Origin of the sequence: Citrobacter sp. Cf088 (assembly GCF_030334295.1) — a bacterium.
Taxonomy (GTDB): domain Bacteria; phylum Pseudomonadota; class Gammaproteobacteria; order Enterobacterales; family Enterobacteriaceae; genus Citrobacter; species Citrobacter freundii.
This window is the reverse complement of record NZ_JAOWEE010000019.1, coordinates 44,629-61,642: the sequence shown is the minus strand read 5'-3', so window position 1 is coordinate 61,642 and position 17,014 is coordinate 44,629. Positions and strand designations below refer to the sequence as shown.

At 55.3% G+C, this 17,014-nt stretch carries 14 protein-coding genes; 9 read left to right on the top strand and 5 right to left on the bottom strand.

What is annotated here, in order from left to right; genetic code table 11:
* Window position 1 precedes the first annotated feature (1 nt).
* From OGV71_RS00840 to csiE, 4 genes are all read left to right on the top strand, one after another.
* Window positions 2-955 (top strand): ABC transporter permease, encoded by a 954-nt coding sequence (locus OGV71_RS00840; RefSeq protein WP_003037658.1) that lies wholly within the window; start codon window positions 2-4, stop codon window positions 953-955.
* A 17-nt stretch (window positions 956-972) separates the two neighbouring features.
* Entirely contained in the window at window positions 973-2,610 is a 1,638-nt protein-coding gene (locus OGV71_RS00835) for an FGGY-family carbohydrate kinase (RefSeq protein ID WP_003847100.1), read from the top strand.
* Window positions 2,607-3,206, top strand: coding sequence for a KpsF/GutQ family sugar-phosphate isomerase (locus tag OGV71_RS00830; protein WP_204583360.1), 600 nt, complete (start codon window positions 2,607-2,609; stop codon window positions 3,204-3,206). Before OGV71_RS00835 ends, OGV71_RS00830 begins: the two co-directional genes overlap by 4 nt.
* Before the next feature lie 324 nt (window positions 3,207-3,530).
* A complete protein-coding gene (gene csiE / locus OGV71_RS00825) occupies window positions 3,531-4,808 on the top strand; it encodes a stationary phase inducible protein CsiE (protein ID WP_003037652.1) in 1,278 nt (425 codons plus the stop codon).
* Here the strand turns inward: csiE and OGV71_RS00820 are convergent.
* The 4 genes from OGV71_RS00820 to OGV71_RS00805 form a co-directional block, all read right to left on the bottom strand.
* On the bottom strand, window positions 4,803-5,951 hold the full coding sequence (locus OGV71_RS00820) for a 3-phenylpropionate MFS transporter (RefSeq protein ID WP_003037650.1): 1,149 nt from the start codon (window positions 5,949-5,951) through the stop codon (window positions 4,803-4,805). The genes csiE and OGV71_RS00820 overlap by 6 nt on opposite strands.
* Before the next feature lie 88 nt (window positions 5,952-6,039).
* The gene (locus OGV71_RS00815; protein WP_204583359.1) at window positions 6,040-6,882 is read right to left on the bottom strand and encodes an aldose 1-epimerase; all 843 of its coding nucleotides are present in this window, start codon (window positions 6,880-6,882) and stop codon (window positions 6,040-6,042) included.
* The gene (locus tag OGV71_RS00810) at window positions 6,882-8,321 is read right to left on the bottom strand and encodes a sugar porter family MFS transporter (RefSeq protein WP_003838420.1); all 1,440 of its coding nucleotides are present in this window, start codon (window positions 8,319-8,321) and stop codon (window positions 6,882-6,884) included. Before OGV71_RS00810 ends, OGV71_RS00815 begins: the two co-directional genes overlap by 1 nt.
* 73 nt (window positions 8,322-8,394) lie before the next feature.
* Window positions 8,395-11,661, bottom strand: coding sequence for a DUF5107 domain-containing protein (locus OGV71_RS00805; protein ID WP_204583358.1), 3,267 nt, complete (start codon window positions 11,659-11,661; stop codon window positions 8,395-8,397).
* Window positions 11,662-11,775: 114 nt separating this feature from the next.
* Here OGV71_RS00805 and OGV71_RS00800 point away from each other — a divergent pair, with 114 nt between their 5' ends.
* Window positions 11,776-12,969: an ROK family transcriptional regulator gene (locus OGV71_RS00800; RefSeq protein WP_003037640.1), complete on the top strand. Its 1,194-nt coding sequence runs from the start codon at window positions 11,776-11,778 to the stop codon at window positions 12,967-12,969.
* Between the two features lie 3 nt (window positions 12,970-12,972).
* On the opposite strand, the gene hcaR is transcribed toward OGV71_RS00800, so the two are convergent.
* Window positions 12,973-13,866, bottom strand: coding sequence for a DNA-binding transcriptional regulator HcaR (gene hcaR / locus OGV71_RS00795; RefSeq protein ID WP_003037638.1), 894 nt, complete (start codon window positions 13,864-13,866; stop codon window positions 12,973-12,975).
* A gap of 135 nt (window positions 13,867-14,001) precedes the next feature.
* Here hcaR and hcaE point away from each other — a divergent pair, with 135 nt between their 5' ends.
* From hcaE to hcaB, 4 genes are read left to right on the top strand one after another with little or no spacing between them, the layout of a single operon-like run.
* Window positions 14,002-15,363, top strand: coding sequence for a 3-phenylpropionate/cinnamic acid dioxygenase subunit alpha (hcaE, locus tag OGV71_RS00790; protein WP_003037637.1), 1,362 nt, complete (start codon window positions 14,002-14,004; stop codon window positions 15,361-15,363).
* Window positions 15,360-15,878: a 3-phenylpropionate/cinnamic acid dioxygenase subunit beta gene (gene hcaF / locus OGV71_RS00785; protein ID WP_204583357.1), complete on the top strand. Its 519-nt coding sequence runs from the start codon at window positions 15,360-15,362 to the stop codon at window positions 15,876-15,878. Before hcaE ends, hcaF begins: the two co-directional genes overlap by 4 nt.
* Entirely contained in the window at window positions 15,878-16,198 is a 321-nt protein-coding gene (hcaC, locus tag OGV71_RS00780; RefSeq protein WP_005130299.1) for a 3-phenylpropionate/cinnamic acid dioxygenase ferredoxin subunit, read from the top strand. Before hcaF ends, hcaC begins: the two co-directional genes overlap by 1 nt.
* Complete coding sequence (hcaB, locus tag OGV71_RS00775) at window positions 16,195-17,007, top strand: 3-phenylpropionate-dihydrodiol/cinnamic acid-dihydrodiol dehydrogenase (RefSeq protein ID WP_286532368.1); 813 nt, start codon at window positions 16,195-16,197, stop codon at window positions 17,005-17,007. The genes hcaC and hcaB overlap by 4 nt, the downstream gene beginning before the upstream one ends.
* The last annotated feature ends 7 nt before the right edge of the window (window positions 17,008-17,014 follow it).

Below are 17,014 nucleotides of genomic sequence, written 5' to 3'. Positions count from 1 at the left end.
GATGAAAACAATCGCCAGATTTTTACCCGGTGATGCCATCATTCGTCTGCAATGCGTCATTATTGTGGTCGTCGCCCTGGTTTTCTCAGCCCTGCTCGGCAGCCGTTTTTTTAGCGTCGCTAACTTCCAGTCGATAGGCTCACAGTTACCGATCCTCGGCATGCTGGCCCTCGGGATGGGTATGACCATGCTGACCGGCGGCATTAACCTGTCAATTATTGCCGGGGCGAACGCCTGCTCGCTGGTAATGGCAGCGATTATCGTTACCCATCCGGATAACCCGCTGTTTCTGGTGCTGGCGCTGCTGGCAGGCGCAGCCGTTGCGGTGGCTATCGGTACGCTCAACGGCGCGCTGATTGCCTGGGTCGGCGTCTCACCGATTCTCGCCACCCTCGGCACGATGACACTTATCTCCGGGCTGAATATTCTGCTCTCCAACGGGACGGTGATTTCGGGTTTCCCGACCGCCATTCAGTACCTTGGCAACGCCACGATTGCGGGTATTCCGGTGGCGCTGTTGCTCTTTTTCCTGGTGGCAATCCTGCTATGGGTACTGCTGGAGCACACCACGCTGGGGCGCAGTCTTTATCTCGTCGGCTCCAATGAACAGGCTACCCGCTACAGTGGTGTGAATACCGTACGGGTACAAATTTCCGTGTACGTGATTTCAGCCCTGCTCGGCTGGGTCGCCGCCATTCTGATGATGGCGAAATTCAACTCGGCAAAAGCCGGATACGGTGAGTCCTACCTGCTGGTCACCATCCTTGCCTCCGTACTCGGTGGCATCAATCCGGATGGCGGCTTCGGACGCATTATCGGCCTGGTACTGGCGCTGATTGTGCTGCAAATGCTGGAAAGCGGCCTTAACTTGCTGGGGGTCAGCAGCTATCTGACGATGGCGCTGTGGGGCGCGGTGCTGATCCTCTTTATCGCATTACAGAATCGTAAAGCCTGATTTCAGGAGAAAAAATTATGGCAAGTTACTTTATTGGTGTGGATGTCGGAACCGGAAGCGCCCGTGCTGGCGTGTTTGATCTCAACGGCAGAATGGTCGGCCAGGCCAGTCGGGCCATCGAGATTTACCGCCCGCAGGCCGATTTTGTTGAGCAGTCTTCCGATAACATCTGGCAGGCAGTGTGTAACGCGGTTCGCGATGCGATTAACCAGTCGGATATCAACCCTATCCAGGTGAAAGGTCTGGGCTTTGACGCGACCTGTTCACTGGTGGTGTTGGATAAAGAAGGTAAACCGCTGACCATTAGCCCGTCCGGGCGCAGCGAACAGAATATCATTGTGTGGATGGATCACCGCGCCATTACTCAGGCTGAGCGCATTAACGCCCTGCATCATCGGGTGCTGGACTACGTTGGCGGTATTATCTCCCCGGAAATGCAAACGCCCAAACTGCTGTGGTTGAAGCAACATATGCCCAACACCTGGGCCAATGCGGGATACTACTTTGACCTGCCCGATTTCCTGACCTGGCGCGCAACGGGCGATGACACACGCTCACTGTGCTCGACGGTGTGTAAATGGACCTATATGGGCCATGAAGACAAATGGGATGCCAGCTATTTCCGCCAGATTGGGCTGGAAGACTTGCTGGAACATGATGCCGCCAAAATTGGTCGCTACGTGAAAACTATGGGCGAACCGCTCGGTCATGGTCTTTCTGCGCGGGCCGCCAGCGAAATGGGGCTGATTCCGGGGACCGCTGTCAGCGTCTCGATCATCGATGCCCACGCCGGTACGCTCGGCACGCTCGGCGCGAGCGGTGTTTCCGGCGAGGTGGCGGATTTCGATCGCCGCGTCGCGCTGATTGGCGGCACCTCTACCGGACACATGGCGATTTCCAAAGAGCCGCGTTTTATCGGCGGCGTTTGGGGTCCTTACTACTCAGCAGTGCTGCCAGAATACTGGCTTAACGAAGGTGGGCAGTCGGCAACCGGGGCGTTAATCGACCACGTTATTCAGTCGCATCCTTGTTACGAAACCTTGTTGACCCAGGCGAAATCTCAAGGGCAGACCATTTATGAAGTGCTGAATGCGCTGCTGCGTAAAATGGCCGGTGAGCCGGAAGATATCGCATTTTTAACCCGTGACATGCACATCCTGCCCTATTTCCACGGCAACCGTTCACCGCGCGCCAACCCAACGCTCACAGGCGCTATCACCGGACTGAAGCTGTCGCGCACGCCGGAAGATATGGCGTTACAGTACCTCGCGACCATCCAGGCCATTGCGCTGGGAACCCGTCATATCATTGAAACGATGAATCAAAGCGGCTACACCATCGATACCATTATGGCCAGCGGCGGCGGGACGAAAAACCCGATCTTCGTGCAGGAGCATGCCAACGCCACCGGCTGTGCGATGCTGCTGCCTGAAGAGAGCGAAGCCATGCTGCTGGGTGGTGCCATGATGGGAACTATCGCCGCGGGCGTGTTCGATACCTTCCCGGAAGCGATGTCGGCGATGAGCCGGATTGGTAAAACGGTCACCCCGCAGACCAATCGCATTAAGCAGTACTACGATCGCAAATATCGGGTATTCCACGAGATGTATCAGGACCATATGAAATACCGCCAGTTGATGCAGGAGGACGCATGAATGATTCATGGCCTCAGGCCAGCGGCGTATTCCAGCTCTACAGCGAAGCTCTGGCGGGGTTGGGGCAGCACCTGACTGAACCGCTCTGGCTGTCGCTGATGGCGGAGTTGCGCGGTTGTCAGGGAAAAATCGTCGTCACCGGCGTCGGTACCTCTGGCATTGCAGCGCGTAAAGTCGCGCATATGCTTGCCTGCGTGGAACGTCCGGCGATTTACCTCAACGCGACGGACGCAGCGCATGGCGATCTCGGTTTTTTACGCGCCGACGACCTGGTGATTATGCTGTCGCGCGGGGGTAATTCGGACGAGCTCACCCGGCTGCTGCCCGGACTAGTTGCGAGAAATGTGCCCATCCTGAGCGTGACTGAAAACGCGGATTCGGCCATTGCTAAAGCCTCGAGGCTGGTGATTTCCACCGGTGTACAGCGCGAGGCCGATCCGCTGAACATGTTGGCTACCACCTCTATTTTACTGGTGCTGGCTATCTTTGACGCCGCCTGTGCCTGTCTGATGAGCGAGAGCGGATACTCAAAGGAAACGCTGCTGGCGGTACATCCGGGCGGCGATGTGGGATTAACGCTGAGTCGTGAGAAGTAACGCCAAACAGCTGTTACGGAGGTAATGAATCTGTTGCCTCCGTCGTATTGCTACGTTCACTTTAGGTTTTTCACTTCTCTGCGATAGCATGTTCATACCTCCCTCCTCCGGCATTACCACCTCTGGCGGTTTTTTTATATTTAAACAAAAGATAAAACAGTGAAAAAACGGATTAACGCGCTGCGTTCCACTCCCGCTATCTGTTCCGCACGTTAAAAATTCTGTGACGCTCTCCAGCATTCCTGGTGGAAAGCATTCCATTCCTCAAATCTATGAGAAAACTTTAGCTATTCTTATCAAACATACTTACGGGAGACCCTACAGATGATGTCAACGCTTGCTCCGCCATCTGTACTTTCCGCTCCCCAGCGCCGTTGCCAGGTTCTGCTGACGCTTTTCCTGCCGGGGCAAATCGCGACTACACAAACCTTCAGCAGCCTCAATGGTGTCGATGATGCCACGGTTCAGGAAGATATTATTGGCGCAGGGCTCGAAATCCAGCGCTATCACCGGCTCACGATAGCCACCGCGCAGAATGGTGGCTATGCGATCGAAGGAACCCCGCTAAATCAGCGTCTGTGTCTGTTGCAGTGGCTGCGCCGTGGCCTGCGGATTTGCCCTACTTTTATCGCTCAGCATTTCACGCCCACTTTAAAAATTGCTCTTAAACAACAAGGTATCGCACGTACTCTGTATGACGACACCAATCTGCATGCGCTCATCAATCTGTGCTCCCGGCGCTTACAGAAGCCGTTTGAGTGTCGTGACATCCAGTTCCTGCGCTTGTATTTACAATATTGTCTGCTACAGCACCACGCAGGGATCACCCCGGAGTTTAATCCACTCCAGCAACGGTGGGCGCAATCCTGCGCGGAGTATCCGCTCGCCGAGGAAATTGGCCGCCACTGGCAGCGCCACGTCATGCAAAGTGCGCCGCTGGGCGAATCGCTGTTTATGGCGTTGTTATTCTCAATGATCCGCATCCCCGACCCGATCCGCGATAATCACCAGCAGGATCGCCGCCTGCGCCTTGCTATTGCGCGGCTGGTGTTGCGTTTTCGCGAGTATGGCAACGTGCGCTTCAGCGACGAGCAAGGGCTGAATGACCAGTTGTATATCCACCTGGCCCAGGCACTGAACCGCAGCGTATTTGCCATCGGCATTGATAACACGCTACCGGAGGAGTTCAGCCGACTTTATCCCCGGCTGGTTCGAACTACCCGCGAGGCGATTCACGGCTTTGAAGCGGAATACGATGTCCAGTTTTCAGAAGAAGAGATCGGCCTGGTCGCCGTTATTTTCGGCGCCTGGCTGATGCAGGAGAAGGATTTGCACGAAAAGCAGATTATCCTGCTGACCGGTAGTAACGAACAACTTGAAGCGCATATAGAGCAACAGCTGCGCGAACTGACGCTGCTGCCGCTCAACGTAAAACATATGCCGATGCAGGACTTTCAAAAAGAGGGAGCGCCGCGTGGCGTAACGCTGATTATTACACCGTACACCACGCCGCTACCGCTGTTTTCTCCCCCGCTGATTCATGCGGATCTGGCGCTTACGTCTCACCAGCAGCAGCAAATCCGCAAAATCCTTGAATCATAACGTCGCAGGCTGCGCCACCACTTTCGGGCGCAGAACAATAGCTGGTAGCGCCACCAGCGCCATCACCCAGAATACGCCGCTGCCCAGGTTCTGGTACAGATAGCCGGCGAAAACGGTCATAATGGCGATACTGCCGCCCATCGCCACCGCAGAATATACCGCCTGGAGACGAATCACCTCACTGCCCTGTCGCGCAGCAATGTAACGCATCGCCGCCAGGTGGCAGACGGTAAACGTTCCGCAATGCAGGATTTGCACCACAATCAGCCATGGCAGCTCTGTGCTCCAGCCCATCAGCCCCCAACGCGCCACGCCGCAAACGGCGGAAAGCAGCAGAAGATCGCGAGCGCTAAAACGGCGGAACAGCTTGTGGCTGAGCGCAAAAATAATCACTTCTGCCACCACGCCTAATGACCATAAATAGCCCACCGCCGAAGCGGAATACCCGGCAGACTGCCAGTAAATGGCGCTGAAACCGTAATAAGCTGCATGCGCGCCCTGCAGCAGACTCACGCAGGCCAGAAAACGCCAGCTTTGGGTTATTAGCGCGCGCCAGGCGGGCCATCCTGCGCTCTCCTGCTGACGGTTTTCACCCGCTGGCTGCACGCTCGGGCGAATCATCATGCCCAGCAACATTGAGGCGGCGCCAAGCGATAACAGGACCAGGATCACCCGATAGTCGAACAGGCTCACCAGTTTGCCGGTCAACGCAGAGCCGATCACAAAGGCCACGGATCCCCACAGTCGCACCCGACCGTAATCCATGGTTATCTGTTTTTGCCAGGTGTTGGCCAGTGCGTCGGTCAGCGGCACCAGCGGCGAGAAAAACAGGTTAAAGCCGACCATCACCACCATCAGCCACGCCACGTTGGTCCCCGCCCAGAAGGCCAGCGCAAACACCAACGTCAATAAGGCCAGAATACGTAACGCTGAGATCAGCCGAGAGGGATCGCTCACACGCGGTGCAATCAGCAAGCTACCAAGAAAACGGGCAATCAGCCCCGCGCCCAGCAGTAAACCGATGGTTTCCGGCGTCAGCCCTAACCCTTCGAGCCAGACGCTCCAGAAAGGCAGAAAGATACCGTAGCTAAAGAAGTAGGTGAAATAACCGAGCGCCAGCCAGCGCGTGGAATGCAAAGCCATGAATCCCTCCCGTTTGGAGGCGATAGTCTGGCGACAAACGCAGGCTGGCGCAAGAGAGCATTAACAGGCAGATAACATGATTTTTGCCCTATTCGACGCTAATTTGCATCGCAAAATGGCAGCGTTCTCCCTGCGCTAAAACCTGCAATCCCGGCTGCCCCTGCATGTTGTGGGCATTCACCGGATGCGTTTGCGGCTCCAGGCACAGGAACTCCTCACCCGACATTCTGAACAGCATCAACCACGGAGTTTGCGCTAAAATCGTGACTCTCATCACATCCCGCTGAATAACGGCCCGCCCGCTCCAGCCAGAATATCCGACATTCAGCCAGCTATCCTCACCGTATTGCGCATGCATGAAATCCGCCGCTGAAGGGATATCGCGTTGCCATTCCAGCGGCAGATGCTGTTCCCCCTCCGGCCAGTAACCGCCGGCGGTGAACTGCGCCGTGCTGCGCTTATCAAAGGCGAAAAACGGATGGAACCCACAGCCGTAAATCATTGGCTGTTCACCGCAATGAGTGAGCGTCAACGAGGCGTGCAGGCTTGAGGTTTCCAGTTGATAGCAAAGCCGCGCCGTATAGTCGTAGCCGCAGGGGTGCCAACTGCGCAACTGCAGCAAACAGCCGCTTTGGGTAGCGGTAATAATCTGCCAGCGTTGCAGCCAGCCGTCACCGTGCAGGAAGAAAGTGTCGTCTGCGCTATGCTGAGGTAAAACCACCTCTTCACCGCGCAGCATAAAACGATTTCCCGCCACCCGATTCGCGACCGGCAGCATCGGGAACAGACCGCAATCACCAGGCTGCTGACCATGACCTTCGCGTAAAATGGCCTGTTGATGTTGTAACGAAACCAGGCTTAATAGAGAACCGCCCTGCGGATCGACGCACATCCGCAGATGTGCGTTTTGTAGCGTCAGCAGACCATCCATTAGCGGGCGCTTCGCGGTTGGGTTGATGCACCAACTTTCGTATGCTGCGCCGCCAGCTGTTCTTCCAGTGCTTCCAGCGTCACGCCTTTGGTTTCCGGTACATTACGCAGAACATAGATGAAGCCCATCGCGCAAATCACACCATACAGCAGGAAGCTTCCCGACGCGCCCAGACTCGCATTGAGCAGCGGGAAGGTATAGGTCAGCAGGAAACAAGCAATCCACAGCGCCAGCGTCCCCAGCGACATTGCCAGCCCGCGCACGCGGTTGGGAAAAATTTCTGATAGCAGCACCCAGGTCACCGGCGCCAGCGTCAGAGCATAAATCGCGATTGCCGCCAGCACCAGAACCAGAACCGGCCAGCCCATAATGCCCAACCCGTACGCCCCGGCAATCAGTACGTAGATAACCGTCAATCCTGACGCGCCGAACAGCATCAGTTTACGACGGCCAATTTTGTCCACTAACGGCAGAGCGGCAAGGGTAAAGACCAGATTGATGATCCCTGTCGCCACGATCGATTTTAACGTACCGTTGATGTCGAATCCGGCAGAGGCGAAGATCTCCTGCGCATAGTTGAAAATAACGTTGATCCCACACCACTGCTGGAACACTGCCAGCACCATGCCAATAATCACGATCGGTTTGATCTGCGGTTGTAACAGCGTTGACCACGCGACCTTGTGATTATCTTTTTGCAGCGTATGTTCAATCTCTTTCAGCGTTTGCCCGGCATATTCCGCCGAACCAATGCGCTGCAGCATGGCACGCGCACGATCGGCTTTGCCCGCTTTCACCAGCCAGCGCGGCGATTCAGGTACAAAGAACATCAGCACCAGGAAAATTACCGCAGGCACTAATTCAGCACCAAACATCCAGCGCCAGCCTGTCTGACCGTTCCAACTTTCAACAATTGCCTGCTGCGTAGCGCCTGTGGCAACAGGTTCGGCAATCATCAGGTTGATAAGCTGCGCCGCCAGCACGCCAATGACGATGGTGAGCTGGTTAACGGCAACAAAGCGACCACGCTTTTCAGCGGGGCTGACCTCGGCGATATACAGCGGACTTAGCGCAGACGCCAGACCAATCCCCACGCCACCCACAATGCGATAGACAATAAACATGTCGAAATTGCTGGCGACGGCAGTTCCCCAAGCAGAAGCGCTAAAGAGGATCGCTGAAAGAATCAGCGGCATTTTTCGGCCAAATTTATCGGCGCACCAGCCGGAAATCAGTGCGCCAAAGATACAACCAACCAGCGCGGAACTCATCGCCCAGCCGGATTGCGCCGGATCGGTAATCGAGAAATATGCTTCATAGAAGGGTTTTGCCCCGCCGATCACCACCCAGTCATAGCCAAACAGTAAACCTCCGCAGGCCGCAACCAGGCAGATAGTCCAGACGTAACCAATCTTTAAATGTGTCTGCGCGTTATTCATTATGATTCCTCTTTCAGGGAAACGCAGGGTACAGTAGGTTTCGGGTGAGGCTATCCCCCACCCGTTTCGAGTGTTACTGGAAAAGCCTTACGTTAATGGCGTGACGCAGCAGTAATGCCTTGTCATGTGCCGGATTGAGTTGCAGGAGTTCATCAAGTTCACGCTGACAGGCGGCGCTATTTCCTAGCCCCAGATGCCCGAGCGCATTGATAAACAGGCAGTGTTGCTGGTGTTTTGCTTCTGCTGAGGTATCCAGCACCACCAGGTCGGGTAGCGATACGGCAAAGAAATCGACATCCGGCACGTTGTCGTGATGAGACTCAACCCATTGCAGGAAGCTATTGAACAGAGCGTCCGCCTCTGCATCATCGCCAAGTTTTCTCTGCGCCATACCCTGCCAGAAGAGATAGTCCACTGGCTGGTCGTTATAGTAACGTCCGGCATCCAGTGAGCTTCCGCCGCGCGTCGCACGGGAGAAGTAGCGCTGAGATTCTTCGAAATGGCCTTGCAGCTGCGCGCAATACCCCAGCAAATACCAGATGTCGTTATCCGTTTGCCCTGGCAAACGGCCTTCCCCGAGGTTTTGCGGATAGTGCAGCGCCTGTTGCAGTTGCGTAATAGCAGTTTGCGGGTCGCCGGACTGCACGGCAGCCAGCGCACGATGTAATTGATTAAGCAGATATTGCCCGGTGGCTTTACCTTCACCGCCTTCCCACGGATGGAACACCCGCTCACGTAATACTGCGGCGGCATCGTCATAGCGTCCCAACCCATTCCACAAGCTGAGCAGTTCCACCGTCAGATCATCACGCAGGAAGACAATCTCTTTACTGGCTTCCAGCCGCTGCAGGCGCTGTTCAGCCGGTTGTGCCATCAGCTTGTTGAGATAGTCGAGTTCAAACAGGAAGCGGGCATTTTGCGGCTCCAGCGCCACGGCTTGCGACAGATACTGTTTCGCCTGCTGCGCATCGTGCAGTTTGTTCCAGGCGTAAATCCCCAGTAAACGATGCGCCGGAGCGAAATCCGCTTCCTGCGCAAGCGTGAACTGCCAGCAGGAAACCGCCTCGGCATAACGCCGTTTGCTGTACCAGAAACAGCCGAGTAAATAGCGGGCAAAAGCGCTTTGCTCAAGAGTTTGCAGCATCTGCACTTCATCCAGCGTATTGGGGAAACGCACGCGGTTTTGCAGACACTCACGAGCACGTTCAATGAAGGGTTGTGGATTATCGCTCAGCGAGGCGCGCCACAGCATCGGCAGCGTTTCCTGGCTGTCGAGCAGTTCCAGCACGCCACGGGCAGCATCCTTTTGCCCCAAAGAAGTCAGCCAGCCTGCCAGTTCACACGCGTTGGTCCCGCGACGCCCGGTAATCGTGATCAGCGCAAGCGCTGTCGCTTCGTCCTGGCAGATTGCCCAGCGTGCATAATGCAGGGTATAGCTCAGCGGATAATCCACCAGCTGTTGGCGAATGTAGTCCAGCGCTTGCGCATTGCGATCAAGCTTTGCCAGCGCCAGCGCTTTCAGCCCCATCGCCAGGTTATTACTGCCGTTAAAGCGCAGGCTCTGCTCCACCTTTTCCAATGCGCCAGCGTAGTCCTGACGCTTCATCGCCAGACGCGCTAACGACCAGAAAGCCGCATCCCGGCAGTTGCCGCTCCAGCTGGCCTTATAATAATTATCCCACGCGCTGTCATCATCGCCCTGACGTTCCTGTGCGGCGGCCAGCAGCATACTCGCCTCGCCATCACGCGGATTTTTATTGAGCTTATGCGCCCGCTCCAGCGCCTTGCCGGCACATTGTGCCGCCAGCGCCCAGTCGGCGCGGTTTAGCGCCAGCGTCCCCAGGGCCACATTATTGCGGTAGTCCAGCGGATCAACGTCCAGCGCGCGGCGATAATAATCTTCGGCATAGCGGCTGGCATGGTTGTACTGCTCCAGATGCTGACCAATAAAATAGAGTTCATCGGTATTAGAAAGCGCTTCTGGCAGCGCTGGCGCGACGGCCGCCGATGGCAGTGGTAACTCTTGCGCGATGTGCTCTTCGTACTGCAAAAGCGTAGTGCCATCGGCGCCAGTGACAGTCATCGTTACCCGCGCATGGTTATCGTCAGACACATCAGCCAGCCAGCTTTGTCCGGGCTCCAGGGTCAGCGTATGCTCATAGAACGGTTGTCCATCGGCAGAAAGCGTAATCTGCACGTCGTGCAGCGGCGCAATCGCATAAACGCCCACAGAAAGCTGGTTACTCTCACGTACCAGACGAAGCGCCAACTGCGTACTGGCGTTTTGCACCATGCCCAGTTCGCTGTAGGGCAGGAAGTTTTGTACGAAGACTTTCTCTTCGTACGGCGCAAGCCAGGTGAAATCCGGCTGGTTGTCGGTAAAGACCCCGGTCATCAGTTCAATATAAGGACCGTTGTCATCGGTAAGGTTACGATCCCAGGCAACGCCAAAGTCGCCATAGCCCCAGGTCCACTGTTTTTTCCCTGGCGAAACGTGGTGGTCAGCCACATGTAGCAGCCCGCCTCGCTCACCGTGATGCCATGCGCCAACAAAATCATAATCTGATTTTTCAGCCATGTAGGAGGTCGGTACCGGCACGTTTTTGTAGCGCGAGATATCCACGCCAGCCGAGTAGTCCACTTTATAGTATGTGCCGGTGGCGATAGGAAACGCAGAAACATCACGCTTACCGTGGTCAAATACTGCGGTCACATCCGGCGGAAACACGCTCTGGTGATCGTCGCCGCCCTTCACCGCTGGATTCGCCCACCATAAAAAATGGCGTGGCGTAGCGTTACCGTTAAACACCTTCCCGGTTATCTCGATCAGGGTGCGATCCGGATACAGCGTAAATCCGGTCATCACCTGTAAACCGCGCATAGGTTCTACCTCACCCATCCATACGGTATATTCGCCATGCTCACCCTGCTGCTGCGTAAAATCGACTGGCATAAAAGTGGTTGGGCGATGATGCTGCGGCCAGTTAAATTCAATGCCACCAGAGATCCACGGTCCAAGCAAACCAACCAGAGCGGGCTTCACCACTTCGTTGTAGTAGACAAAATCGCGTTGCTGTACTTTGTCATACGCTCGATGAATACGCCCGCCTAACTCCGGCAACAGCATGACGCGAATGAAGTCATTCTCCATCCACACCGCCTGATAGTCGCGCATTTCACGTTTGCCGGTCAGCGTATCAATCACGCCATACGGATACACCGCGCCAGAAGATCCCTGGTAAACCCGCTTTTCCAGAAACATTGGGTTGGCATCTTCTTCACCCGCCGTCCACGTTGGGAGGGTTATCGTTTCTTGCCAGACTTTAACTGAACCGTACATGCCGCTCTCCACTCAATAAGCAAAAGTAAAAATTCAACTTGATGCTATTCTGCGGCAGTTAAGTGGCGCTAAAATGCGCAATGCTCACGCAATATAGTTAAGGGAGTTAAGTGAATGCAGCGTTCGGGGTTCAACAACGCCAGGGTTCGTCAGGCGAATAAGCAGATCTTTTTGTCGCACCTGTGGCGGGAAAAGCAGCTCAGCAAGTCACAGCTGGCGCAGCTCACCAGCCTGTCGATCCCGGCGGTCAGCAATATCCTCGAAGAGCTAATGGATGAGGGGAGGATCAGTCATTCGCGAAAAACCTTAAGCCAGCGCGGTTTGAGCAGCGGCAGCTATCATTTGCCAGAAAAAGGCGCATGGACGCTATGTATCAACGTCACCCCTACCAGTATCACCAGCCAACTGGCGGACGCACGGCTGGTTGCCATCGGCGACTGGCGTCATGAAGTCATTAAGCCGGAAACCCCCAAAGCGCTGCTGTCAGCCCTGGCTGCACACTGGCGGGAATACCGTCGACAATTTCCCGAGGTCACGATTAATCTGGCGCTCGGCGTTCACGGCCAGGTTGATCCGATCACCGGCGCATCAAAAACCATGCCCCAGGCCCCGTGGAAAACACCGGTGGAAATAAAATATCTGCTGGAAGAGATGCTTGGCGTACAGGTCCGCCTGGACAATGACTGTGTGATGCTGGCGCTGGCCGAAAAATGGCAAAACCCAGCGGCTAACGGTGATTTTTGCGTGATTAACGTTGATTACGGTATCGGCTCATCGTTTGTGATTAACGACAATATCTGGCGCGGTAGTCTGTATGGCAGCGGCCAGATTGGACACACCATCGTTCATCCCGATGGAATTGCCTGTGACTGCGGTCGCTATGGCTGTCTGGAAACGGTGGCATCATTGAGCGCGTTGAAAAAACAGGCCCGCGTGTGGATGAAATCGCAGCCGACGTCCCTTTACGATCCGGAAACACTCACCACCGACCAGCTTATTACTGCCTGGCAGAACGGTGATGTTCGTATTCAGGCCTGGGCCGAGCATGCCGCCAGCGCCATTGGGCTTAGTTTATATAACTTTCTGAATATACTGAATATTAATCAGATATGGTTGTACGGTCGTAGCTGTGCTTTTGGCGATAGCTGGCTCAATACCTTGGTGCAGCAAACTGGGTTTAACCCGTTTGATCACGGTGATAACCCGCGCGCCAGAGCGACTCAGATAAGCTTCGGCCAGCTCAATCGTGCCCAGCAACTCATGGGAATTGGCTATCTGTATGTCGAGTCACAGCTCAGCGAGTTGTAACCATTACACCGTCAGACTCACGGCCAAACGTTCATGTACCGTGGCGATAAAATCGGTCAGTGCCGGTTTGAGCGATCCTTTTTTCCACGCCATCAGCAACGCGATGGTTGGGACATCACCAATAATTGGCCGAAAAACCACCTGTCCGGTATTAAAATTATTCATATAACCGGGTATCAAAGTCACCCCCAACCCCATGCCGACCAGGTTCATGGTCACCAGAATGTTGGTTGCCACTTGCACAATGTTAGGCTGGCTTTTTTGCTGCTGAAACCAGTTTTTGACAATCATCGCTAACGCGCCGGAATAGGCCGGATCGGTGCTGACAAAATTCACGCCGTGTAGTTGTTCTGCGGAGATTGCCTGCTCATCAGCTAACGGATGATTCACCGGTAACACAACTACCAACGGCTCATGAATCAGCTCCAGATAATCGAGATCCGGGCTGTACACCGGGTGGCGCATTAAGCCAACGTCCAGCTCTCCGCTGAGGATCTTCTCTTCCTGCTCGGTGGTGATCAGACTCACCAGTTCAATGTGCGTATCCGGTTGTTTTAAACGAAACAAAGGCAGCACCTTCGGCAACAGATTGACCTCTGCGGAAGGGACAAAGCCAATAGAGAAATGATTATCTTCCTGCACCGTTCTACGGGCACGAACTTTGGCGTTTTCCGCCTGTTCGAGGATCGCCAGCGCATCCTGTAAAAAGCACTCACCGGCCGCCGTCAGCGCAACTTTTCGTTTATCCCGCACCAGCAACGGAACGCCCACGCAGGTTTCAAGATCGCGGATCTGGCTGCTTAATGACGGCTGAGAGGTATGCAGCTTTTCTGCCGCTCGGGTGAAATTCAGCGCCTGCGCCACTGCTACGAAATAGCGTAAGTGCCTCAGTTCCATGCCCTTCTCCTTGTTATCGAAAAAATGTCTCAACTGGTAGAAATTTACTATTTCACAGATTGATAACTAACCAGCAACATCCTTAGGGTACAAAAAAAGAAGGTCAATACATCTTAGCTTTCAGGATTAAAAAATATGACCACACCCTCAAATTTAGACATCTACCAACTGATCGACACGCAAAACGGTCGCGTAACCCCACGAATTTATACCGACCCTGAAATTTACCAACTGGAGCTGGAACGCATCTTCGGACGCTGCTGGCTATTTCTCGCCCACGAAAGCCAAATCCCTAAACCCGGTGATTTTTTTAACACCTACATGGGCGAGGATGCGGTGGTGGTGGTTCGCCAGAAAGACGGCAGCATCAAAGCGTTTCTCAACCAGTGTCGCCACCGTGCGATGCGCGTCAGCTACGCCGACTGCGGCAATACCCGCGCCTTTACCTGCCCGTATCATGGCTGGTCTTACGGTATTAACGGCGAGCTGATCGACGTCCCGCTGGAGCCGCGCGCTTATCCGCAAGGTTTATGCAAATCGCACTGGGGGCTGAACGAAGTGCCTGGCGTAGAGAGCTACAAGGGACTGATTTTCGGTAACTGGGATACCTCCGCGCCTGCGCTTGGCGATTATCTCGGCGACATCGCCTGGTATCTCGACGGCGTACTCGATCGTCGTGAAGGCGGCACCGAAATCGTCGGTGGCGTACAAAAGTGGACCATCGATTGTAACTGGAAATTCCCCGCCGAACAATTTGCCAGCGACCAGTATCACGCGCTGTTCAGCCATGCCTCTGCAGTGCAGGTGCTGGGAGCGAAAGACGACGGTAGCGATAAGCGCCTCGGCGATGGTCAGACCGCCCGCCCGGTGTGGGAAACCGCCAAAGACGCGCTACAGTTCGGTCAGGATGGGCACGGCAGCGGATTTTTCTTTACTGAGAATCCCGATGCCAACGTCTGGGTCGACGGTGAGGTCTCCAGCTACTACCGCGACACCTACGCGGAAGCCGAGCAGCGTCTGGGTAAAGTTCGCGCCCTGCGTCTGGCCGGTCACAACAACATTTTCCCAACGCTTTCCTGGCTCAACGGTACCGCCACGCTGCGCGTCTGGCACCCGCGTGGGCCGGATCAGGTTGAGGTGTGGGCGTTCTGTATTACCGATAAAGCCGCCTCTGATGAAGTGAAAGCCGCGTTTGAAAACAGCGCCACGCGGGCTTTTGGCCCCGCCGGGTTCCTGGAGCAGGACGACTCGGAAAACTGGTGTGAAATTCAAAAACTGCTGAAAGGTCATCGCGCACGCAACACGAAATTGTGTCTGGAAATGGGGCTTGGCCAGGAGAAACGCCGTGAAGACGGCATTCCGGGGATCACCAACTACATCTTTTCGGAAACCGCCGCGCGTGGCATGTACCAACGCTGGGCCGATTTGCTCAGCAGCGAAAGCTGGCAGGAAGTGCACAAGAAAACCGCCGCCTACCAGCAGGAGGTGATGAAATGAGCGCTTTAGTTTCTCTTGAACTGTATCATCGCATCAGCCAGTTTCTGTATGAAGAAGCGCGTATGCTCGACGACTGGCAGTTTCGCGACTGGCTGGCGCAGCTGGATGACGACATTCGCTACACCATGCGTACCACGGTGAACGCCCAGACGCGCGACCGTCGCAAAGGCGTGCAGCCGCCGACCACCTGGATTTTCAACGACAACAAAGACCAGCTCGAACGTCGCATCGCGCGGCTGGAAACCGGCATGGCCTGGGCGGAAGAGCCGCCGTCGCGTACCCGTCATCTGATTAGCAACTTACAAATCAGCGAAACCGACGTGCCCGACGTGTTCGCCGTGCGCCTTAACTATCTGCTGTATCGCGCGCAAAAAGAGCGCGATGAAACCTTTTACGTCGGCACGCGCGTGGACAAAGTCCGTCATTTGCCCGGCGATGAGTGGCGCTTACTGGCGCGTGAGATCGTGCTGGATCAAGCGGTGATCACCTCCCATAACCTGAGTGTACTGTTCTGATGAGCCGTGTATTTGCCTGCCCTGTAGGGGATTTGCCGGAGGGTGAAGCGCTCCGGCTGGAAACCTCGCCCGTCATCGCGCTGTTCAATGTTGGCGGCGAGTTCTATGCCATTAACGATCGCTGTAGCCACGGTAACGCCTCGATGTCGGAAGGCTATCTGGAAGACGACGCTACGGTGGAATGCCCACTGCATGCCGCCAGCTTCTGCCTGAAAACCGGCAAGGCGTTGTGTTTACCCGCCACCGATCCGCTAACCACCTACGCAGTATATGTGGACGGTAGCGATGTGTTTGTTGATATTCCGGAGGACGCCAGATGAGCGATTTACGCGATAACGTGGTCTTTATCACTGGCGGCGGCTCCGGTCTTGGCCTGGCGCTGGTCGAGCGTTTCATCGAAGAAGGTGCGCGGGTCGCCACGCTGGAACTGTCGCCAGCTAAAGTTGCCAGTCTGCGTCAGCGCTTTGGTGAACATGTGCTGGCTGTGGAAGGCAACGTCACCTGCTACGCCGACTATCAGCGCGCGGTGGATCAAATCCTGATGAATTACGGTACGTTGGACTGTTTTATCGGTAATGCGGGCATATGGGATCACAACGCCTCGCTGGTCAATACGCCTGCAGACGCACTGAAGAGCGGCTTTCATGAGCTGTTTAACGTCAACGTGCTGGGTTATCTGCTGGGGGCGAAAGTTTGTGCCCCCGCACTTATCGCCAGCGAAGGCAGCATCATTTTTACCTTGTCCAATGCGTCATGGTATCCCGGCGGCGGCGGCCCTCTGTATACCGCCTCTAAACATGCGGCTACCGGGCTGATTCGCCAGTTGGCCTACGAGCTGGCGCCAAAGGTACGTGTTAACGGTGTCGGTCCGTGCGGTATGGCGACAGATCTACGCGGCCCGCAGGCGTTGGGACAAAACGATACATCGATTATGCAGTCGCTGACACCGGAAAAAATCGCCGCTATTTTGCCGCTACAGTTCTTCCCTGAACCTGCGGATTTTACCGGCCCGTATGTGATGCTGGCATCAAAACGCAACAACCGCACATTAAGTGGCGTAATGATCAATGCCGACGCCGGTCTGGGTATTCGCGGTATTCGTCACGTTGCCGCCGGACTGGATCTCTGAGGAGGCG